Origin of the sequence: Mesorhizobium sp. J18, assembly GCF_007829525.1 — a bacterium.
Classification (GTDB): domain Bacteria; phylum Pseudomonadota; class Alphaproteobacteria; order Rhizobiales; family Rhizobiaceae; genus VLJP01.
On record NZ_VLJP01000009.1, the window covers coordinates 1 to 20560 of the forward strand.

Consider the following 20560-nt stretch of genomic DNA (forward strand, 5'->3'; position numbering starts at 1 on the left):
GGGCAAGGATAGCGCAGGTTAGGAAGGCGGGGATGAAATGGTGAATGGGGATCGGTGAATGGTGAATGGAAGCAACGGCTTGGCGCGGAGAGGGCGAAGAATCTATCCCCGCGCGTGTTCCTTCACCGCGTTGCCCTTCATCCTTCTCCCCCTCTCGCCCCTTCGACAGGCTCAGGGCTGCACGGGGCACCTCTCCCCCGCTTGCAGGAAGGAAAGGAGGATGCGGCGCAGGGCATGACGGCTGTATTGGGCAGTAAAGCAGGCATCGACAGCAAACAGGATCCCCTGGACGACTTCTCCACCCGGACGATCCCGGTTGGCTGATCAGCTCTTTTCCTGCCGCACCGCGACCCGCCGCACGGTGTCCGTCGAAAGCAGCGCCGTTACGATGCGCCCGCGGAACAGCTCGACATGAGCGCCCGCATGGGCCTCCGCTGCGTCCGGATCGCCGGCGGCGACGGCTTCGAACATGCGTCGATGATCCTGCATCGTATTGCCGAGATGCGTTTCCAGCCGCTCATCGATATCGCTATGGTCGCTGAAGCAAACGAAGCCGATGCGCATGCCCTCGATGAGGCTGCGCCGGTAGGCATTGGCGAGATAGCCGCTCGCCGCTGCCTCGCCGATAGCCGCGTGAAATTCGTAATTGGCTTCGTTGACCGTCTCGCTGTCCAGGCGGCGCGCGCCTTCCTCGAAGGCAAGCATATGCATCTCGATGGTCTCGAGATCGGCCGGCCGCCGACGCAGCGCGGCCAGCCGCGTGACAGCGCGTTGCAGGATGTCGAGGCCCTCGAAGAAAGCGCGCAGATTCTGCAGGTCGAGCGCTGCAACGCGGGCGCCGCGGCCCTTGGTCGCCGTAACCAGGCCCTCCGCCGTCAGGCGGATCAGCGCCTCGCGCACCGGTGTGCGAGAGACGCGGTAGCGCGTCGCCACGCTCGCTTCGTCGAGCTCGCTTCCCGGCAACAGCTCCAGTCGCAATATCTCGCGCCGCAGGTTCCGGTAAACCATTTCGCTGCCGACGCCCGGTCCCTCCGGTTCGGTTATAGACACCTTCATGGACCCCTCCCGGTCTGTTTTCTTTCAGTGCAATGTGAGTGAAAAGCCCCTCGGATACAAGCGGCTTGACATGCCGTATACTCACTGCATACGCTACTTGAAAAAGCAGGGGACCGCATATTGCAGACGGCCAATTGGTATATCGGGGTGGATGTCGGGGGCACGTTCACCGACCTCTATGCATTCAATCGCGATACGGGCACCGTCGCGCTGCACAAGACGTCCAGCACACCGCAGAATCCGGCAGAAGCCATCATCAATGGTCTCAGGGAGCTTTCCGCCAAGGCCGACGTGCCGCTTGCGGCAATGGCAAGCCTGGCCCATGGCACGACGGTTGCGACCAATGCTCTGATCCAGCGCCGCGGGGCGCGTGTTGCCGTCGTCACGACGCGCAATTTCCGCGATCTCGTGGAGATCGGCCGGCAGATCCGTCCCAAGCTCTATGATCTGAAGGCCGACCACCCAATGCCATTGGCACCGCGCGAGATGCGCTTCGAGGTGACGGAGCGCATCGGCCCGAACGGCGAGGTTATCGAGCCGCTCGACTTGGACAGCGTCGATGCCGTCATCGAAAGGCTGCGCGAGAGCCGGGCGGAGGCCTGTGCCATCGTCTTTCTCTTCTCCTATCTCAACCCGTCACACGAGCAGGCGGTAAAGGCACGCATCCAGGCCGCCCTGCCCGACATAGCGGTCTCGGCGTCCTCGGACGTACAGCCGGAATTCCGCGAATATGAGCGGGCATCCACGACGCTGCTCAACGCTTATCTGCAGCCTTCCTTCTCGCGCTACATGACCACGCTGAAGAATGCGCTGTCGGAAATGTCGCCGGCTGCCCATGTCGGAATCAACCAGTCGAACGGCGGGCTGATGTCGGTCGACAGGGCGCGCGACTTTCCGATCCGCACGGCCCTGTCCGGACCGGCCGCCGGTACGATCGGCGCGATCCACGTTGCCCGCCAATCGGCCAAGCCGGATATCATCACCTTCGATATGGGCGGCACCAGCGCGGACGTGGCGCTGATCCGCAATTGCGAGACGAGCCTCGCCTTCGACCGCGATGTGGCCGGCTTCCCGGTGCGCATGCCGATGGTCGACATCAATACGGTGGGTGCGGGCGGCGGCTCCATCGCATGGTTCGACAGGGACGGCCTGCTCAAAGTGGGGCCGGTCAGCGCCGGCGCGGTGCCGGGACCGGCCTGCTACGGCCGCGGCGGCACCGAGCCGACCGTCACCGACGCCAATGTGGTCCTCGGCCGCCTCTCCGGCCACGGCCTCCTCGGCGGCACCATGTCGCTCGACGAGGAAGCCGCCCGGCGCGCCGTGGGCAAGATCGCCGACCGGCTTGGCTTCCCGGTGGAACGCGCGGCCAAGGGCATTCTCGACATCGTCGCCGCCAATATGGTCCGCGCCATCCGCGCGATCTCCATCGAGCGCGGCCATGATCCGCGCGACTTCGTGCTCATGCCCTTCGGCGGCGCCGGTCCGCTGCACGCCGACAGTTGCGCCCGCGCGCTCGGAATATCCCAGATCATCGTTCCCTATTCTCCGGGCATTCTCTGCGCGCAGGGGCTGCTCGTCGCCGATCAATCCGAGAGTTTCGTGCGCAGCCAGAAGCTGCCCCTCGACGGCGAGGCCGCTCCTGTCCTGGCCAAGATCGTCAAGGAGCTTGCAGAGGAGGCGCGCGCATGGTGGGCGGACGAGGACATACCGGGCGACAGACGGGGTCTGAAGCTTGCCGTGGACATGCGCTATGCAAGCCAGAATTACGAGCTCCAGGTCGCGGTCGAGGCCGATCGCGACAGGCCGTCGCTGCCGGATGTCGAGACTCTGAAGCAACTGTTCTTCGCCGTGCACGAGCAGGCCTACGGCTTCCACAATCCTGCCGACCCAGTGGACGTGGCCGCGGTGCGCCTGACGGCACTCGGATACCGGCCTTCGCCCGGAACGCCTCCTCTCCAGCCCGGCGCCTCGCCGACGCCCAAGCCACGGGCGAAGCGCCGCGTCTGGTTCGAGGATCCCGACCCGATCGAGACGCCGGTCTATGACCGCGCGAGCTTCGCCCCCGGCACGCGGATAGAAGGGCCGGCCGTGATCGACCAGTTCGACGCGACCACGCTCGTCTTTCCCGGCGACGTCGCGACAGTGGACGAGGCGCTCAACATCATCATCGACCGTGCGAGGACCGCATGACGCGCGAGACCATTGACCCCATCACGATCGAGATCGTCGCCAGCGCCTTCCGGTCCGTGGTCGATGAGACCTTCATTGCGCTGATGAAAAGCGCCTATTCGACCAATATCAAGGAAAGGCACGACCACTCGACGGCAATCTGCGACCGTGACGGCCGGCTGATCGTGCAGGCCGAGATGTCGCTGCCCATCCACATCGCCTCGATGACGGGGCTGATGAAGTCGATCCTGGCAAAATATCCGCCGAGCGAGATCGAGGAGGGCGACATTTTCGTTGCCAACGACCCGCATGTGGCCGGCGGCACGCACCTGCCCGACATCAACTATGCGGCGCCGCTGTTTCTGGAGGGTGAACTCCTCGGCTTCCTCTGCAACATCGCCCACCATGCCGACATCGGCGGCATGGCGCCGGGCTCCATGGCCGGCGGCATGTCGGAAATCTACCAGGAAGGCCTGCGCATCCCGGTCGTGAAGCTCTTCCGCAAGGGCGAGATGCAGCAGGACATCATGGATCTGATGCTGCTCAATGCCCGCATTCCGGACGAGCGCCGGGGCGACCATTTCGCCCAGATCGCCGCCTGCAGGCTCGGCGTCCGGCGCGTGCGCGAAATCGGCCAGCGCTACAGCCTTTCGACCATCCGCAACGTCTTCGACGAGCTGGTCGAGCGGACCCGCTCGCGTATGCGCGCCGCGATCGCCGACGTGCCGGACGGCGTCTACGAATTCGAGGATGTCATGGACGACGACGGGCTTGGCACGGTCGACATCCCGATCAGGCTCAAGATAACCGTTTCGGGCGACCGCGCCGTGTTCGACTGGCGCGGCTCCTCACCGCAGGTGCGTGGCAATATCAACGTGCCGATCAACGCCACGCAGGCGGCGGTCGCCTATGCGCTGCGCGCCCTGCTCGATCCCGAGATCGCCAACAATCAGGGCATCATCGACTGCTGCGAGATCGTCAGCGACAAGGGGTCGATCGTCGATTGCGTGGCGCCCGCCCCGGTTGCCGCCCGCGCCAACACCTCCCAGCGGCTGATCGACATCATCATCGGCGCCTTTTCCAAGGCCATTCCCGAAAAGGCCGTCGGCGCGTCGAACGGCGCCAATACGACGGCTGTCTTTTCCGGCATCGATCCGCGCAACGGCAATCCCTATCTCTATTTCGAGACCCTGGGAGGCGGCTTCGGCGGCCGCAACGACCGTGACGGCAAGGACGGCGTGCAGGTGCATATCACCAACACCTCGAACCTTCCCATCGAGTCGATCGAGACGGAATATCCGCTTCGCGTGGTCAGCTACGGCTTCATCGAGGATTCGGGCGGCGCCGGTAAATATCGCGGCGGTGGGGGCCTGCGGCGCGTCATTCAGCCCGTCGACCACGAATGCATCTTCAACGGCGCCGGCGAACGTTTCACCAATGCGCCCTGGGGCGTCTTCGGCGGCCAGCCCGGCCGGCCCGGCCGCTTTCTGATCGAAAACGGCGGCGGCGAAAAGCTGCTCGACGTCAAGCCGTCGGGCGTGACGGTGCCTGCCGATCGCCGTATCATCGTGGAGACACCGGGCAGCGGCGGCTACGGCCCGCCAGCGGAGCGCGACCCTCAGGCCGTCGAGATCGACCGCGTTTCGCAAAAATATTCCGAGCAGTTTCTCGCTCGGCACTATCCGGGCATTGTCAAAGGCTTTGCCCGGCCTGCAGAATGAAAAAAGGCATAACCGACAGAGAGGACCAAACCTTATGAAACATCTTCTTGCATCAGCGGGCCTGGCCCTTGGCCTCACAATGGGAATCCAGACAGCTTCGGCTCAGGTTGCATGGGACCTTGCCAACGAATATCCGCCGCATTCCGTGCACGCGCAATCGGCCGACACCTTCATCAAGGCGCTCGACGAAGCGACGAATGGCGAGATCAAGATCACTGCCCATCATGGTGCCGCGCTCGGCTACAAGTCGGTCGACCAGTTCGACGCGGTGGGTGATGGCGCGATCCAGCTCGCCTCCTCCTTCATCGGTCCGTGGTCCGGCATCAACCCCATATTCCTCCTTTCGTCGTTGCCCTTCATCGCGCCGACCGTCGAGGATAACCGCGCGCTCTACGAGGCCAGCCGGCCCTATTACGAAAAGGTCCTGGAAGAGGCCAATCAGGTGTTCCTTTTCGCCACGCCCTGGCCGCCGAGCGGGCTCTGGGGCAACAAGCCGCTCGATTCGCTGGAAGCCCTGAAGGGCGTGCGTATCCGCACCTATGATGCCAGCGGCACCACGACCATGCGCGAAGCCGGAGCCGCGCCGATCCAGCTTTCCTGGGCCGATACGGTTCCGCAGCTCACCACCGGCGGCATCGATGCCGTGCTCACCTCCGCCGATGGCGGGGCGGCGGCCCAGCTGTGGGAGCATCAGTCCCACTTCACCGAGGTGAACTATGCCATGCCGCTGCAATTCGTCCACATGAACCGGGACGTCTATGAGGAGCTGACGGACGAGCAGAAGGCTGCGGTGGCAAAGGCCGCCAAGGAGGCGGAAGATTTTGGCTGGAACCTTCTCACCAACCGTGTTCAGGAGAATTACGCCCAGATGAAGGAGCACGGCATGACCATCATCGAGGACGTGCCGGCCGACTATCTGGAGGCGCTCCAGAAAGCCGGTGTTCCCGCGCTCGAGGATTGGAAGTCGAAATTCGGCACGGAAGAAGCCGACAAGCTCCTTGAAGCTTACGAAGCTACCCGTTCGCAGTAAGCTTTCAAATCGGCGCGGCGGTCCATCCCCGCCGCGTCGGCGACGGACACGGAGCTGTCGATGCGATATCTCTACGACACGATTTTCGTGGTCTCGCGCGTGGCGGCCGCGCTTGCCTGCGCCATTCTCGTCGGCATGGTGAGCCTGATCCTGTACGAGATCATCCTGCGATATTTCTTCGCCAGCTCGACCTATGTTCTCGACGAGTTCGTCGGCTACGGGGTGGCGGCCTGCACTTTCCTCGCGCTCGGCTATGCACTCGAACATGGCAGCCTTATCCGCGTGAACATCCTTTTGGGCCGGACTTCCGGGCTAGCGCGCCGGCTGTTCGAGGCCTTCTGCGCGGCGCTCACCATGGTCGTCATCGGGCTCTTTATCTGGTTCTTCTGGATCCGCGTGATGCGGCACTGGACACGCGGCACGACTTCGAGCTCGATCGCGGAAATGCCCATGTGGATTCCGGAAGGCGCGGTGCTGCTCGGCCTGTCCATCTTCTGGCTTCAGCTTCTCGCCTATCTGCTGCGCCAGATCACCGACACGCCCCCACCGGTCGAGCAAGCCGAAACCGTCCAGGAGATCTAGGATTTCCGGGAAGCCGGGCGCAGACGACCCGCCCGGGCCAAGACCATCAATTCGGCCTTCAGGCCGATCTATCTAGGGGACACTCATGGAAGCCGTGCTTTCCGCCGGCATCGTGCTGGGACTGATCTTCTTCTACCTCGGCCTTGGCGTCTGGGTCTTCGCCGGATTGCTGCTCGTGGCCGCGACCGCCTTGTGGCTGGTGCTGGGCATGAATATCGACCGCATCGGCACGATCGCCGCCAACATCGCCTATCGCTACGCTTCCACCTGGGAGCTGGCGGCGATACCGATGTTCATCTGGATGGGCGAGATAATCTTCCGGACAGACATTTCCGACCGACTTTTCCGCGGTCTGATGCCCTTCGTGCGCTGGATCCCGGGCCGCCTGCTCCACGCCAACGTGCTCGGCTGCACCCTATTTGCCGCCGTCAGCGGCTCTTCTGCCGCGACGACGGCGACGGTAGGCAAGATCACCACTGCCGAACTGGCAAAGCGCGGCTACAACCGATCCCTCGCATTGGGCTCCCTTGCGGGCGCTGGCAGCCTCGGCCTCTTGATCCCGCCCTCCATCGTCATGATCGTCTACGGCATCCTGGCCGAAGTTTCGGTCAGCCGTCTTTTCGCCGCCGGGATCCTGCCAGGCCTCATGATCGCGGCGCTTTATTCGGGCTACATCATGATCCGCGCCATCATCAATCCCGACATTGCGCCGGCGGACGGCGAGCGATACGGGATCGGTGACTATCTCAAGGCTCTCGCCGACCTTGCTCCGATCTTCATCCTCGTGGTGATCGTGCTGGGCTCGATCTATACCGGCATAGCCACGCCTTCCGAGGCAGCAGCCGTCGGCGTGGCAGCGGCGCTGGTCATCACGCTGGCGATGCGGCAGATGACATTCGGATTGCTGATCGAGACGCTGCTCGGCGCGATCCGCACAAGCTGCATGGTCTGCATCATCCTGATTGCCGCCGCGTTTCTCTCCACCGCGATGGGCTATCTCCATATTCCGGCCAATGTCGCTCGCGCGATCGGAGCCCTGGATCTTTCGCCATTCGGCCTGATCCTCATCCTGTCGGTATTCTACGTCGTGCTGGGGCTCTTCCTCGACGGCGTCTCGATCATCGTGATGAGCCTGCCGATCACCTTTCCGCTCGCCATGCAGGCCGGCTTCGATCCGATCTGGTTCGGCGTCTATCTGGTTATAATGACGGAGATGGGACAGGTTACGCCGCCCGTCGGCTTCAACCTGTTCGTTCTGCAGGGCCTGACCAAGACTCCGATCGGAAAGATCGCCATCTATTCATTGCCCTTCTTCTTCCTGATGGGCCTGGGCGTCCTCATTCTCGTTTTCTTCCCCGACGTAGCGCTGTGGCTGCCGCGCACCCTCTACGGATAAGGACATGACGAAGCATAGCTACGGGCGCATCGACATCGACATCGCCCTCTCCAAAATAGGCGCCGGCCAGGCTTCGAATGGTCAGCCGGAAGCACTCTTTTCGGCATTCGACAGCTACTGCGCGGACACGCTGGGGCACCGGTTGTTCACCCTCCTGGCCTGGGCGCCCGAAACCAACGATGTCGAGCGTCTTTATTCGAGCCGTCCGACTGAATATCCGCTTCTCGGCCGCAAGGTGATGGGACCGACGCCATGGGGGGCGGTCGTGCTCAAGGGCGGCAAGACCTGGATCGGACGCACGGCGGACGACATACGCTGGGCCTTTCCCGATCACGAGCTGATCGCCAGCCTCGGTTGCGCCGCCTGCATCAACGCGCCCGTGCTGTGGGACGGAAAAGTTCTCGGCGTCATCTCGGTGCTTGGCCCCGAAAATGCCTATGACGAGGCCGATCTCGCCGGCCTCGCAGCCATTGCGCCCCTCCTCGTTCCCGGCTTCCTGGCCGCCCGCACCCGACAAGCATAACGGAGTTTGCCATGACCATCACCATTTTCGAGAACGCCTCCGTGATCGATGTCGAAGCCGGGAAACTGCTCGCGGACCGCCATGTCGCGGTCGAGGGCGCCACGATCAAAGAGGTTTCCGAGAGGCCGGTCGCAGCCACGGAAGCCCGCCGCATCGATCTGAAGGGCCGCACGCTCATGCCCGGCCTGATCGACGCGCATGTGCATGTCACGGCTTTCTCGGCGAACTTCACCGAACTGCAGCGCAGTTCGCCCTTCTATGTCGCCGCGGCGGCGGCCAGGATCATGGGCGAAATGCTCGACCGCGGCTTCACCACCGTGCGCGATGTGGGCGGCGCCGAGTTCGGCCTCGCGCGCGCCGTGGAAGAAGGGCTGATCCGCGGCCCCCGCCTGATCTATGGCGGCAAGGCTCTGTCACCCACCGGCGGCCATGGCGACACGCGGCTGGCCGGGGTGGACCGCCATGACGACTCCTATAACCAGCCCGGCCTCGGCGCCATCGTCGACGGCGTTCCGGAGGTGCGCAGGCGCGCCCGCGAGGAGGTTCGCCGCGGTGCCCATCATCTGAAAATCATGGGCAATGGCGGCATCTCCTCGCCGACGGACCGCATCTCCTCCGACCAGTTTTCCGAGGAGGAGATCGCGGCGGTGGTGGAGGAGGCCGAGATGGCGAACCTGTATGTCGCCGTCCACGCCTATACCGCGCGCTCCATCAAGCGCAGCGTCCGGCTCGGCGTCCGTTCTGTGGAGCATGGCAATCTTGCGGACGAGGAGGCGATCGCCCTCATCAAGGAGCGCAATGCCTTCCTCGTGCCGACGCTCGCCACCTATCGCGCGCTCAAGGACGAAGGCGTGGAGGCCGGCCTGCCGAAGGAACTGGCAGCCAAGATCGATGACGTGCTCGACGCCGGCATCAATGCGGTCGAGATGGCCCAGCGCGCCGGCGTGCAGATGGCCTATGGCACCGACCTGCTGGGCGCCATGCATCGCCGCCAGACAAGCGAGTTCGTATTGCGCTCCGACGTGGTACCGGCTCCCGACCTCGTCCGCGCCGCCACCGTAAACGGCGCCAGGCTCCTGCGGCTTGAAAACGAGATCGGTCAGGTGAAGTCGGGCTTGCGGGCCGACCTGATCGTGGTGGAGGGAAATCCGCTCGAGGACATCCAGGCTCTGGCAAGGCCCGAAGCGAATTTGAAGCTGGTCATGGCTAAGGGCGCGATCACGTCCTCGGCACTATGACTGCTGGCCGTCCCCATCGAGCAGCGACTTGATGGGAACGGCGTCACGCACGAAGACTGACTTGATGACGATATAGCTGAAATATTTCTCGACGCCGATATTGCGTTCGAGGATCGTCTCCATGAGCTCCTGATAGAGCCCGACGCTGCGGACGACGAATTTCAGCAGATAGTCATAGCCGCCGCTGACAAGGTGGCATTCCTGCACCGCCTCGAAGCGCCGGATCTCCGCCTCGAACTTGACGAAATCCTCGCGCTTGTGGTCGCGCAGCGTGACTTCAGTGAAGACGAGGATATGCTCGGTGAGGCGCGCGAGATTGAGGCGCGCGCCGTAGCTTGAGATGTAGCCTGCCTTTTCGAGCCGCTTGACCCGCGCCAGACACGGGCTCGGCGACAGTCCGACAGCCTCGGCCAGCATGACATTGGTGAGCCGGCCGTTCTCCTGAAGCCGGACCAGAATGTTGATGTCGATCGCGTCGAGCTTCGGCAGGCCGTTCATTCTGTCTCCGGTTCCGACCTGCCCCGAAGGCCCGCGGGATCAGCCGCGCAACTCTTCCTGATGCGCCTTTGCCAGGTCGGCCATGCTGTTGAAACGAAAATCATATTTGGGCATTTCGCCTGGATTCATCGTAGCGCCGAATCCCTCCTGGTCAAAGCGGCGGTAGATCCAGCAGGAAGCCAGCCCATGCCGGTTCGCCGGCTGATGGTCGTGGAACATGCTCTCGGCCGTGTGCAGGATCTCGTTTTTCGCAATGCCGAGCGTCTCCAGCTTGGCAAGCATATATTCGAAATTGCGGTCGGACGGCTTGTAGGAACCGATGTCCTCGGCGGTATAGACGGCATCGAACTCGACCTGCAGCTTCCTGTTGCTCGCCGCAAAGCTCTGATTGTCCACATTGGACAGGATCACGAGCTTGTAATGCTTCTTCAGATATTGAAGCGCGCCGGCAGAATCGTGGAAGGCCGGCCAGTCCGGCACGGAATTGCCATAGGCGACGCATTCCTCCCACGGGACCGATACACCCCATTCCTCGGCCAGACGGCGATAGACGATGGCGAGCAATTCGCTGTAGCGCTTGGCCGGCGTCTGAAGCTGCTGCGAGGATTCGTGCCTGGCATGTGCCTCGAGGATCTGGTCGCGCGTAAGCTCCGTTCCCACCTTCGAGGTGAGCGGCTTCAGCGCTTCCACCATGCCGCTTTCCCAGTCGATGAGCGTGCCGTAGCAGTCGAAGGTCAGCGCCTTGAAATCCGAGAGTTTCATTTTCTATTCCCTGATGTCCATGAGTTCGTCCAGGGAGGCCATCAGCCGGTCCATCAGCATGTCGACCTCCGTTTCGGTGATGCAGAGCGGCGGCGCAAGCCCGATCGTGCCGTCGGTGAAGGCGCGGAAGATCAGGCCATGCCGGTACCCGGCCTCGGCAAGGCGTGCCGACACGTTCTGATCGGGGCGGGGCTTGGCCTTCGTCTCCTTGTCCGTCACCAGTTCGATGCCGGCAAGCAGCCCTTTCGAGCGAACGTCCCCGACGAGCGGATGGGCCTTCAATTCCCCGAGCCTGCCGCCGAAATAGGCGCCGACCTTCTTGCCGTTTTCGAGGAGCCCGCCTTCCCTGTATAGCTTCAGCACCGCCCGCGCCACAGCCGCGCTGACGGGATGGCCCGAATAGGTGAAGCCGTGGCCGAAAGGCGTGCCATCGGGCACCGCGTCGGCGATGACCTGATAGACGGCATCGGAAACCAGCGCCGCTCCCATGGGCACATAACCGGCCGTCAGGCCCTTGGCGATCGTCATGAGGTCGGGCGTCAGCCCTTCATGCTCGCAGGCGAACATGGGACCGGTGCGGCCGAAGCCGGTGATCACCTCGTCGATGATGAAGAGGATGCCGAGTTCGCGGCAGGCCGCCTGCATGGCGACGAAGTAACCTTCCGGCGGCACGATCACGCCCCCCGAACCCTGTACGGGCTCGGCGATGAAGGCGGCGATCTTCTCTGCGCCGATTTCGGCGACCTTCGCCCTGAGCGCGGCCACGCCCGCCTCGATGATCGCCTGCCCGTCGGGTCCGGCTTCATGCCGATAGGGATAGGGCGAGGCGATATGATGCTGCCAGTTGCGCGGCAAATCGAAGCCGTCATGGAAAACGGGAAGCGCGGTCAGCCCGGCGCCGTTCGAGCTCGATCCGTGATAGCCACGCTCCAGGCCGATGAACTGCTTCTTGTCGGGCAGTCCGCGGGCATTGTTGTAATAGTGGACCATGCGGATGACCGTATCCACCGCATCCGACCCGCCCAGCGTGAAGAAGACATGGTCGAGATCGCCCGGCGCGAGCTCGGCCAGTTCCGCGGCAAGCTCGATGGCCGGCTCGCTGGCGAAGTGGAAATAGCCGGTGGCATAGGGGAGCCGGCGCAACTGCTCGGTCGCCGCTTCCACGATGCTCTCATGGCCGTAGCCCGTATTGACGCACCACAGCCCGGAAAAGCCGTCGAGCAGCGTCTTGCCCGAAACGTCAGTCAGCATCGAGCCCTTGCCCGATTGCAGCACCGTGGCCCCGCGCCTCTCATGCAGGCGTAGCGGCGCGACCGGATGGAAAAAATGCGCCCGGTCCTTTTCGATCAACGAGTTTGAAAGCACGGCAACCTCCGTTCTGACATTGATGGATTGATGCCACAAAGACGCGGCGATTGTTGCGCCGTCCGGGCCTTTTTTGCGCGCGACGTTTCATTTCGCGGGCCGCCTGCGGCACAGTATGCTGCGCTCGAAAACTGGGCCGGGCAACGGCCCGCCATTCCGTCTGCCTGCGCCGTCGGCAGTCAATCACCCATGGAACAAAGCCCTGTGCGAACCGTTCAGGAAACATTCTCGATGACATCACGGCACAGGGGATTCACAATGGCCTCCATCGCAAAAATCCGTGACGAACTGCAGGAAGACCTGCAGGATCAGTTGGACGGGCTCCGCCACGAGATAACCCAGTTGCGCAAGGATGCCGCAAGGCGCGGCACGCGCGCCTATCGTCAGGGCCGGCACTATGGCGACGAGGCCATGGACGTCCTGCGTGAATATCTCGAAAGCGCGGTTCCCTCCCTGCGCCGCAATGCCCGCGCGCTCGAAAAGACGGCGCGCGACCATCCGATGACGACCGTGGCAACCGCAGCCGTCGGGCTTGCGGTCATCGGGCTGGCTGTGGCGCTTTTTTCACGCCGTTAAGAGGGAGATGAGCGGGAGAGGGCGTAACACTCTCCCGTTTGGCGGCATTGCTCTTTGCTCCATGAGCGGCAATATCAGCACCTTATTGCCTGGGAGCTCTTTTCATGTCTGATCGAAAAACCGCGATTGTCACCGGCTCGACCTCCGGAATCGGGCTTGCCACGGCGCATGCGCTCGCCGCCGCAGGCAACAATATCGTCGTCAATTCCTTCTCCGACAAGGCCGAGGACCGTGCCATCGCAGAGAAGATCGCCGGAAAGCACGGCGTGGAGGCCGTCTATATGCAGGCCGACATGTCGAAGCCGGACGAATGCCGCGCTTTGGTGGAAAGGACCAACGAGCGCTTCGGCACGGTGGACATTGTGGTCAACAATGCCGGCATCCAGCATGTTTCTCCCGTCGAGACCTTTCCGACGGAAAAATGGGACGCCATCATCGCCATCAACCTGTCCTCGGCCTTCCACACCACAGCGGCCGCGATTCCGCACATGAAGCGCCAAGGCTCGGGCCGGATCGTCAATATCGCCTCGGCGCATGGCCTGAGGGCATCGCCCTTCAAGTCCGCCTATGTGGCGGCCAAGCATGGCATTGTCGGCCTGACCAAGACCGTGGCGCTGGAAATGGCGGAAAGCCGCATTACCTGCAATGCGGTCTGCCCCGGCTTCGTGCTGACCCCGCTGGTCGAAGTGCAGATCGCCGACCAGATGAAGGCCAACAACATGGATCGCGAGACGGCCATACGCGAAGTGATCCTGAAAAAGCAGCCTACGCGAGAATTCGTGACCGTCGAGCAGATCGCCGAAACCGTGGTCTTCCTCTGCTCTCCCGCCGCCGAACAGATCACCGGCACGACCATCTCGGTCGATGGCGGCTGGACGGCGCAATAGCGCCGTCCGGGCTCCCCGACGGGATCACTTCCTCAGGGCGAGCTCGATGACGATGACGATCTGGCGGACATTCTCGATGCCGTCGCGGCCGCAAAGACCGCGCGCCTTCAGGCCCTCGAGGCCATCGAGCAGAATGTCGGCGAGCGCCGCCGCAGACAGGCCGCGCTCTTCCAGAGGTACCGAACGCCGCGCGGCTTCCCGCGCAATGGCCTCAGTCAACGCCTCCGCAAGGCCGGTACGCCAATTGGCGAGTATGTCGGCGGCAAGGCTGTTCTTCATGTCGAGGAGTTCCTCGCCATGCGGAGAATCCTGAATTCTTTCAAGCAGCCGGAAGAGCGCCCTGTCCAGCGCTTCCATCACGCGCGGCCCGAACGGCCCTTCCTCTTCCAGTGCGTTGCGCGCTTCTGTGACCGAACGTGCCAGCAGGCATGAACCGATGGCGCGATAGATGTCGGTCTTGTTCTTGAAAAGCAGGTAGAGCGCCGGGCGCGAGACATCCGCCGCGCGCGCGATGTCGTCCATGGTGGTGCGCGTATAGCCGTAGGCGAGAAAAACCTTCAGCGCCCCTTCCAGGATGCGCATCCGCTTGGGGTCGACGGTCACGTCGATTTGATCTTGCTTCTTCTGCATGGCGTTTCCCTGTATTGACAAAATTACATAATTTGTCAATGTGTCGCCGCTGCGGATCCGTCAGTCCCCATGCGGCTGGCGGATGTCGAAGCCAGTGAAGGTTCCGGATGCGCCTGACAGGCAATGCCATCGACATAGACGCCGAAGCACGAGGTCTGCAGGACAGTATCGGGAATGAAGTCATTCCATCTTCTTTGCAGTGCAAAATTGAGATAGAAGGCAGAACATCGCGCCGTGCCCTGCCGAACGGATTGAAGGAAATCTTCGGCGAACCTAAATGCGCCGGTCACGCCGCCTGGATGATGCGGCCGGGCCGAAACGGCCAACTGGAAAACCGACAATGAAAAACTTCAGGTTCCACAAGCTGGCCGCGATCGGCGTGTTTCTGCTGACGGCGGCCTGGATAGCGACGGGAGAATTCTCCTCGGTCGGCAGCGCCGCCGACGAGGCACCGCCACCGCCGGGTGCTGCGCAGGAAAACCGCGGCGTCGTCCATACGGTCGGCGTGACGAAGCCGCAGCGGGTGGAGCAGGCAAGAGCGATCCACGTCCCTGGCCGCACCGAGGCCGACAAGCGCTCCGTGCTTGCCGCGCGCACCAATGGCATCATAGCCGAACTGCCTGTGCGCCGCGGCCAGGTCGTCAAGAAGGGTGACCTGATCCTCAGGCTCGAGACCGAAGGCAGGGAGGCCGCGGTGGAAACCGCACGCCAATTGCTCGCCCAGCGCGAGGCCGAACAGAAAGCCGCCGCCCAATTGGCCAAAGGCGGCAATCTCGCCCGCCTCCAGCTCGACAGCGCCAATTCCGCCCTTGCGGAAGCACGCTCCCAACTCGAGGCAGCGATCGCCGAGCTCGACCGCACGCAAGTCCATGCACCTTTCGACGGCGTGGTCGACAGGGTGAATGTCGAGCTTGGCAGCTCCGTCATGCAAGGGGCCGAGATCGCCACGATCCTCAGCCTCGATCCTGTCCTCGCCGTGGGTCAGGTCAGCGAGCACGATCTTGGGCACGTCTCCGTCGGCGACAAGGCGGCGGTGCGGCTCGTCAGCGGGGATGTGGTCGAAGGCGAGGTTCGCTATATCAGCCGTGACGCTTCCGAGCAGACCCGCACCTTCCGTTTCGAGGTAGCCATCCCCAACGGGGACCGCTCCATACCGGCGGGAATGACGGCCGAGGTCACTCTGCGCGCCAGGCCTGTCGAGTCGGTGCTCGTGCCGCGTTCGGTCGTGACACTGGGCAGGAAGGGCGAACTCGGAGTCAATACGGTCAATGCCGACAACAAGGTGGAATTCCATCCCATCGATCTGGTCGATGACACGCCCGAGGGCCTTTATCTCGCCGGCGTGCCGGAAGACGCACGCCTGATCGTGGCCGGTCAGGATCTCGTCGTCGACGGGGATGAGGTCAAGCCCGTCGAGGCCGACAAGAAGATGCTCGAGGAGCTCGCCGCCGAAAGCGGCTCCACACAGTAGGACGACAATATGAACATCGTCGCCTGGGCGATACGCAACACGCGGCTGACGCTTTCGATCCTGCTCTTCTTCCTGGTGGCGGGAACGCTCACCTATATGTCGATTCCGAAGGAAGCGGAGCCGGATGTTCCGATCCCCGTCGTCTATGTGAGCCTCGCCTACCAAGGCATTTCCCCCGAAGATGCAGAGCGCCTGCTGCTTCGCCCTGTCGAACAGCAATTGCAGAACCTGACCGGTCTCGACGAGATGCGTTCGGCCGCCTATCAGGGCGGCGGCTATGTGCTCGTCGAGTTCCAGCCCGATGTCGTCATGTCCGATGCGCTGGCCGACGTGCGGGCCAAGGTTTCCGATGCCGAGGGCGATCTCCCCGCAGGGGCCGAAGAGCCCATCATCACCGAAGTCAACGTCTCGGAATTCCCGGTCCTGGTGGTCACGCTGGCCGGCGATGTCCCCGAGCGCATGCTGACGGCCGCCGCGCGCGACCTGCGCGACCGCATTGAGGAAGTGAACGGCGTGCTTGAAGCCGTGCTCCAGGGTTCACGTGAAGATCTGGTGGAGATCATCGTCGATCCGGTCAAGCTCACGTCCTACAATCTCCAACTCGACCAGCTCATCCAGGGCGTCCAGGCGTCCAACAGCCTGGTGGCCGCGGGCCAGATCCAGGGACAGGAGGGCAGCTATCCCGTCAAGGTGCCGTCGCTCATCGAAACGGTCGATGATGTCGCCAATCTGCCCGTCGTGGCCGAAGGCAATGCCGTGGTCCGGGCGCGCGACCTGGCCACGATCCGCTCCACCTTCAAGGACGCCGAGACCGTCGCGCGCCTGAACGGCAAGCCTGCCATCGCCATAGAGGTGAAGAAACGGGTGGGCGCGAATGTCGTCGAGACCGTGGACGCCGTGAAGACGGTGGCTACGGAGTTCCAGAGCCGGATGCCGGAAGGCACCGTGGTCTCCTTCAGCCAGGACAAGTCGACGATGATCCGCGACCTTCTGGACGAGCTCCAGAACCATGTCCTGATCGCCGTCATCCTGGTCTTCATCATCATCCTCTATGTACTGTCCGGCCGGGCTTCATTCCTGATCGGCCTTGCCGTGCCCGCCTCCTTCCTAATGGGCATATTGCTGCTCGGCGTGATGGGCTACACCATCAACATGGTCGTGCTGTTCAGCCTGATCCTGGCAGTCGGCATGCTGGTGGACGACGCAATCATCGTCACCGAATTCGCCGAGCGCCGCATGGCCGAAGGCATGGAACGCAAGGAGGCCTTCACCCTCGCCTCGCAGCGCATGGCCGGCCCCGTCATCGCTGCCACGATGACGCGCATCGCCGCTTTCTCGCCCCTGCTCTTCTGGCCGGGCATCGTCGGCGAATTCATGAAATACCTGCCGATCACGCTGATTGTCACGCTCGCCGCCTCCATGCTCTATGCACTGGTCTTCACGCCGGTTCTCGGGGCGATGGTCGCCAAGGCTCATCCCGAGCCCGAGCAGAAGCCGGACGGCCTCTATATGGCGCTCGTCAAGAAAGCGGTGCATTACCCCAAGACGGTTCTAATTCTCGCCGTGGCGCTGCTCGTCGGGGTCCAGTTTGCCTATTCGAAATATGGCGCGGGCGTTGAATTCTTCCCCAATGTGGAGCCGGAATACGGCCTGATGTATGTGCATGCGCGCGGCAACATGTCCCTTGCCGAAAAGGACGCGCTCGTCCGTCAGGCCGAGGACAGGCTGATCAACTATCCCGGCATCGAATCGGTCTATACGCGCGTCGGCACCACCCGCGGCGGCGGCGCGGAGATCGACGAGGACGTCATCGGCGTCTTGCAGTATGAATTCATCGACTGGCGTCAGCGCAAGTCGGCCAACGACATCCTCGACGATCTGCGCAGGGAAATGACGGGCCTTACCGGCATCGACGTCGAGGTCCGCGTGCCAGAGGCAGGGCCGCCGACCGGCCAGGCCATTCAGGCGCGGCTGTCGGCCGCCGATCCCGAAGGGCTCGAGGATACAGCGCGCGCGGTCGCCGCACGCATCTCGCAGATTCCCGGCGTGATCGACGTTTCCAACGGCCTGCCGCCGCCCGGCATCGAATGGGCGGTCAATGTCGATCGCGCCAAGGCGGCGCAATACGGCGTCAGCCCATCCACGGTCGGCACCGTGGTCCAGCTCGTCACCAACGGGCTGAAGCTCTCCGAATACCGGCCCGCCGGCGTCGATGACGCCGTCGACATCACGTTGCGCCTGCCCGAGGACCGCAGAACGCTGACCCAGCTCAACCAGCTGCGCATCCAGACCGCGCAGGGCGACATACCCATTTCCAATTTCGTCAGGCGCGAGCCGCAGCAGCGGGTCGGCATCCTCAACCGCATCGACGGGCAGCGCACCATCACGGTCACGGCAAATGTGGCGGGCGGCTATCAGGTCGCCGCCGTGCAGCAGCAGGTCGCGGAGGCGATCAACGAGATGGATCTCGGCGGCGCGCGCTTCAAGCTGGCCGGTTCGAACGAGGACAGCGAGGAAGCGAGCGCCTTCCTCACCGGCGCTTTCGGCGCGGCCATCTTTCTGATCTTCGTGGTGCTTCTGGCGCAGTTCAACAGGTTCACCAGCGTGTTCCTCGTGCTGATGACCGTCGTCATGTCGACCATCGGCGTCTTCCTCGGCCTGCTGATCACCGGCCAGCCTTTCGGCATCGTCATGAGCGGCATTGGCGTCATTGCCCTGGCCGGCGTCGTGGTGAACAACAATATCGTTCTGATCGACACCTATGACCGGCTGCGCGAGGAGGGCATGAACAAGTATGACGCTGTGCTCCAGACCTGCCGCGAGCGCGCGCGGCCGGTGGTGCTGACGGCCGTATCGGCCATTCTCGGCGTCCTGCCGATCGCCTTCGGTCTCGGGCTGGAGATCTTCGGCCATGAGGTGACGATCAATGCGCCCTCGACCCAGTGGTGGATCTCGCTGTCGAGCGCCATCGTCTATGGCCTCGCCTTCGCCACGGTGCTGACGCTGATCGTGACGCCGTCGGCGCTGATGGTCTTCACGCGCGACAAGCGTGAGCCGGGCGCCCAGCGCGGCTTCTTCGCGCGCCTGTTCCGGCGCCGTTCGAAGGACGATGGACCGCAGGGAGAGGAGCCTGAAGGCGCCGTCCCCGTCACCGAATATCCGAAGGCCGCCGAATAGCGGCCTTCTTTCCTTTCCGGCCCGCCGGACGATTGCGGAACCTGTCGCACGCCGTGAGCGTTGTTTTCGCGTCGATCAACTCATCCGGAAGGACTGCCACATGTCCCTCGGCACCATTCTCATCATCATACTCATACTGATACTTCTCGGAGCGATCCCCGCATGGCCTTATTCGCGCGGTTGGGGTTATGGCCCGTCCGGCATTCTGGGCATCGTGCTGATCGTCGTCCTCATCCTGATCCTGATGGGCCGGATATGAGCGGGCAAACGAAAACCGGCGACTGATGAGGCCGCCGGTTCGAGCAACATCCCTCAAGCAGCCATCCGCTTGCGCGGGTCCAGTCCGAGAGCACCGATCGAACGGCCTATCGCCTCGACCGTATCGGTATACGGCACTCCGCCAATGGCCTTCTCGAGCTTCGAACCGTCGAGCGAATGGGGCACTCGCCAGAGATAGGACATTAAGGCGATCTCGCGCATCATCGGCGAGAACAATCCGGCCGCGCGCAACAGCGCCCAAGGCACCCCGCGCCGCTTGAGCTTGCGGCCGATGACTGCTTCCGTCGCCTGCTTCATCTGTTCGCCGGTCAAGCTATGACCCGAAAAATGGAAGCATTCGAACCTGCCGAATTGCCGTCTTTTTTCCGCCAGGGAAACAAAGGCCTCGCCGAGATCAGGCAGATAGGCGAAAGCATGCGGCACGTCCATCGGACCCGGCCAGACGAAGCTGTCGCTGTTGAGCTTTGACAGGATCATCAGGTCGAGCCACCCTCCCGTCCCATAACCGCCAAAGAAGTCGCCGGCACGCAGCACGATCGTCTGCACATCGCGGTCCTCGGCCATGTGGCGGAAGAGCGCTTCCATCTCGATGCGGATACGGGCTTTTTCCGTCGAGCCGGCCTCCCTGGCATCCTCCTTCATACCCATGCCGACCGAATATCCGAAATTGTAGACGTTTCCGGGCAGCATATGCGTGGCGCCGGTCGCCTCCGCTGCGGCTATGACGTTCTGCGCCATCGGCAGGACCTTCTCCTTCCACTCCGTATAGAGCGGGTTGAGCGCATTCACGATGACGTCCGCTCCTTCGCAGGCCCTGATCAGGGCATCGCGATCGCGGGCATCCGCCCGAACCGGCTCGACGCCTGGCGCCAGCCGATCCGCTTTCGCATCGCGCGCCAGCCCTTTGACCTTCCACCCGCGGGATACGAAGGCTCGCGCCGCCGCATCGCCCACCCGGCCCGCTGCTCCAAGAATGACAACCTTTTCCATGACCGATCTCCTTGTTGATACGGATGGAAAATGATCCATTCATTTATGGATTGAAATCTGATAATATCGAGTTCTTTCTATTCATAAACGAATGCATCACCTCGACTGGAACCTCATCAGGAGCTTTGTCGCCGTTGCCGAGACCGGCAGCCTGTCGGCCGCAGCGCGCCGGCTCACGCTTGGCCGTCATGTCGCCGAACTGGAGAAGGC

The 20560-nt window shown here is 63.1% G+C and carries 19 protein-coding genes; 13 read left to right on the forward strand and 6 right to left on the reverse strand.

The features are described 5' to 3' along the window. Positions 1-324 precede the first annotated feature (324 nt). Entirely contained in the window at positions 325-1056 is a 732-nt protein-coding gene (locus tag L598_RS04730; protein ID WP_144860816.1) for a GntR family transcriptional regulator, read from the reverse strand. Positions 1057-1176: 120 nt separating this feature from the next. Here L598_RS04730 and L598_RS04735 point away from each other — a divergent pair, with 120 nt between their 5' ends. From L598_RS04735 to L598_RS04765, 7 genes are all read left to right on the forward strand, one after another. Further along, positions 1177-3246: a hydantoinase/oxoprolinase family protein gene (locus L598_RS04735; RefSeq protein WP_144860817.1), complete on the forward strand. Its 2070-nt coding sequence runs from the start codon at positions 1177-1179 to the stop codon at positions 3244-3246. Next, the gene (locus tag L598_RS04740; RefSeq protein ID WP_144860818.1) at positions 3243-4946 is read left to right on the forward strand and encodes a hydantoinase B/oxoprolinase family protein; all 1704 of its coding nucleotides are present in this window, start codon (positions 3243-3245) and stop codon (positions 4944-4946) included. The genes L598_RS04735 and L598_RS04740 overlap by 4 nt, the downstream gene beginning before the upstream one ends. 34 nt (positions 4947-4980) lie before the next feature. Next, on the forward strand, positions 4981-5976 hold the full coding sequence (locus L598_RS04745) for a TRAP transporter substrate-binding protein (protein ID WP_144860819.1): 996 nt from the start codon (positions 4981-4983) through the stop codon (positions 5974-5976). A gap of 60 nt (positions 5977-6036) precedes the next feature. Beyond that, positions 6037-6558: a TRAP transporter small permease gene (locus tag L598_RS04750; protein WP_144860820.1), complete on the forward strand. Its 522-nt coding sequence runs from the start codon at positions 6037-6039 to the stop codon at positions 6556-6558. 85 nt (positions 6559-6643) lie between these two features. After that, complete coding sequence (locus L598_RS04755; RefSeq protein WP_144860821.1) at positions 6644-7954, forward strand: TRAP transporter large permease subunit; 1311 nt, start codon at positions 6644-6646, stop codon at positions 7952-7954. 4 nt (positions 7955-7958) lie between these two features. Continuing rightward, positions 7959-8477, forward strand: a complete 519-nt coding sequence (locus L598_RS04760; RefSeq protein WP_246658635.1) for a GAF domain-containing protein — start codon at positions 7959-7961, stop codon at positions 8475-8477. A gap of 11 nt (positions 8478-8488) precedes the next feature. After that, positions 8489-9715, forward strand: a complete 1227-nt coding sequence (locus tag L598_RS04765; protein ID WP_144860822.1) for an amidohydrolase family protein — start codon at positions 8489-8491, stop codon at positions 9713-9715. Here the strand turns inward: L598_RS04765 and L598_RS04770 are convergent. Genes L598_RS04770 through L598_RS04780 form a run of 3 tightly spaced genes read right to left on the reverse strand, consistent with a single transcriptional unit; the run spans position 9710 to position 12340 of the window. Next, a complete protein-coding gene (locus L598_RS04770) occupies positions 9710-10213 on the reverse strand; it encodes a winged helix-turn-helix transcriptional regulator (protein WP_144860823.1) in 504 nt (167 codons plus the stop codon). The two genes, L598_RS04765 and L598_RS04770, sit on opposite strands and share 6 nt — an antisense overlap. Before the next feature lie 39 nt (positions 10214-10252). Then, positions 10253-10975 carry a haloacid dehalogenase type II gene (locus L598_RS04775; RefSeq protein ID WP_144860824.1) on the reverse strand — a complete coding sequence of 241 codons (723 nt, stop codon included), beginning with the start codon at positions 10973-10975 and terminating at the stop codon, positions 10253-10255. A gap of 3 nt (positions 10976-10978) precedes the next feature. Beyond that, complete coding sequence (locus L598_RS04780; RefSeq protein WP_186444936.1) at positions 10979-12340, reverse strand: aminotransferase class III-fold pyridoxal phosphate-dependent enzyme; 1362 nt, start codon at positions 12338-12340, stop codon at positions 10979-10981. Positions 12341-12598: 258 nt separating this feature from the next. Here L598_RS04780 and L598_RS04785 point away from each other — a divergent pair, with 258 nt between their 5' ends. Both L598_RS04785 and L598_RS04790 read left to right on the forward strand, forming a co-directional pair. Continuing rightward, complete coding sequence (locus L598_RS04785; protein ID WP_144860825.1) at positions 12599-12916, forward strand: hypothetical protein; 318 nt, start codon at positions 12599-12601, stop codon at positions 12914-12916. A 104-nt stretch (positions 12917-13020) separates the two neighbouring features. After that, positions 13021-13803: a 3-hydroxybutyrate dehydrogenase gene (locus tag L598_RS04790; protein WP_144860826.1), complete on the forward strand. Its 783-nt coding sequence runs from the start codon at positions 13021-13023 to the stop codon at positions 13801-13803. Positions 13804-13827: 24 nt separating this feature from the next. Here the strand turns inward: L598_RS04790 and L598_RS04795 are convergent, their stop codons facing one another. Next, on the reverse strand, positions 13828-14433 hold the full coding sequence (locus L598_RS04795; protein WP_144860827.1) for a TetR/AcrR family transcriptional regulator: 606 nt from the start codon (positions 14431-14433) through the stop codon (positions 13828-13830). A 107-nt stretch (positions 14434-14540) separates the two neighbouring features. Between L598_RS04795 and L598_RS04800 the strand changes: the two genes are divergently transcribed. The 4 genes from L598_RS04800 (at position 14541) to L598_RS04815 (ending at position 19340) form a co-directional block, all read left to right on the forward strand. After that, positions 14541-14777 carry a hypothetical protein gene (locus tag L598_RS04800; RefSeq protein ID WP_144860828.1) on the forward strand — a complete coding sequence of 79 codons (237 nt, stop codon included), beginning with the start codon at positions 14541-14543 and terminating at the stop codon, positions 14775-14777. After that, positions 14774-15904, forward strand: coding sequence for an efflux RND transporter periplasmic adaptor subunit (locus L598_RS04805; protein ID WP_144860829.1), 1131 nt, complete (start codon positions 14774-14776; stop codon positions 15902-15904). The genes L598_RS04800 and L598_RS04805 overlap by 4 nt, the downstream gene beginning before the upstream one ends. A 9-nt stretch (positions 15905-15913) precedes the next feature. Continuing rightward, entirely contained in the window at positions 15914-19081 is a 3168-nt protein-coding gene (locus tag L598_RS04810) for an efflux RND transporter permease subunit (RefSeq protein ID WP_144860830.1), read from the forward strand. Positions 19082-19181: 100 nt separating this feature from the next. After that, positions 19182-19340 carry a DUF3309 family protein gene (locus L598_RS04815; protein ID WP_144860831.1) on the forward strand — a complete coding sequence of 53 codons (159 nt, stop codon included), beginning with the start codon at positions 19182-19184 and terminating at the stop codon, positions 19338-19340. A gap of 53 nt (positions 19341-19393) precedes the next feature. On the opposite strand, the gene L598_RS04820 is transcribed toward L598_RS04815, so the two are convergent. Further along, positions 19394-20350: an NmrA family NAD(P)-binding protein gene (locus tag L598_RS04820; RefSeq protein ID WP_186444937.1), complete on the reverse strand. Its 957-nt coding sequence runs from the start codon at positions 20348-20350 to the stop codon at positions 19394-19396. Positions 20351-20560: the final 210 nt, after the last annotated feature.

Coding starts and splice junctions, on each gene's coding strand:
- L598_RS04730 (WP_144860816.1), bottom strand. CDS start 1,056: ATGAAGGTGTCTATAACCGAACCGGAGGGACCGGGCGTCGGCAGCGAA.
- L598_RS04740 (WP_144860818.1), top strand. CDS start 3,243: ATGACGCGCGAGACCATTGACCCCATCACGATCGAGATCGTCGCCAGC.
- L598_RS04745 (WP_144860819.1), top strand. CDS start 4,981: ATGAAACATCTTCTTGCATCAGCGGGCCTGGCCCTTGGCCTCACAATG.
- L598_RS04750 (WP_144860820.1), top strand. CDS start 6,037: ATGCGATATCTCTACGACACGATTTTCGTGGTCTCGCGCGTGGCGGCC.
- L598_RS04755 (WP_144860821.1), top strand. CDS start 6,644: ATGGAAGCCGTGCTTTCCGCCGGCATCGTGCTGGGACTGATCTTCTTC.
- L598_RS04760 (WP_246658635.1), top strand. CDS start 7,959: ATGACGAAGCATAGCTACGGGCGCATCGACATCGACATCGCCCTCTCC.
- L598_RS04765 (WP_144860822.1), top strand. CDS start 8,489: ATGACCATCACCATTTTCGAGAACGCCTCCGTGATCGATGTCGAAGCC.
- L598_RS04770 (WP_144860823.1), bottom strand. CDS start 10,213: ATGAACGGCCTGCCGAAGCTCGACGCGATCGACATCAACATTCTGGTC.
- L598_RS04775 (WP_144860824.1), bottom strand. CDS start 10,975: ATGAAACTCTCGGATTTCAAGGCGCTGACCTTCGACTGCTACGGCACG.
- L598_RS04785 (WP_144860825.1), top strand. CDS start 12,599: ATGGCCTCCATCGCAAAAATCCGTGACGAACTGCAGGAAGACCTGCAG.
- L598_RS04790 (WP_144860826.1), top strand. CDS start 13,021: ATGTCTGATCGAAAAACCGCGATTGTCACCGGCTCGACCTCCGGAATC.
- L598_RS04795 (WP_144860827.1), bottom strand. CDS start 14,433: ATGCAGAAGAAGCAAGATCAAATCGACGTGACCGTCGACCCCAAGCGG.
- L598_RS04800 (WP_144860828.1), top strand. CDS start 14,541: ATGCGCCTGACAGGCAATGCCATCGACATAGACGCCGAAGCACGAGGT.
- L598_RS04805 (WP_144860829.1), top strand. CDS start 14,774: ATGAAAAACTTCAGGTTCCACAAGCTGGCCGCGATCGGCGTGTTTCTG.
- L598_RS04810 (WP_144860830.1), top strand. CDS start 15,914: ATGAACATCGTCGCCTGGGCGATACGCAACACGCGGCTGACGCTTTCG.
- L598_RS04815 (WP_144860831.1), top strand. CDS start 19,182: ATGTCCCTCGGCACCATTCTCATCATCATACTCATACTGATACTTCTC.
- L598_RS04820 (WP_186444937.1), bottom strand. CDS start 20,350: ATGGAAAAGGTTGTCATTCTTGGAGCAGCGGGCCGGGTGGGCGATGCG.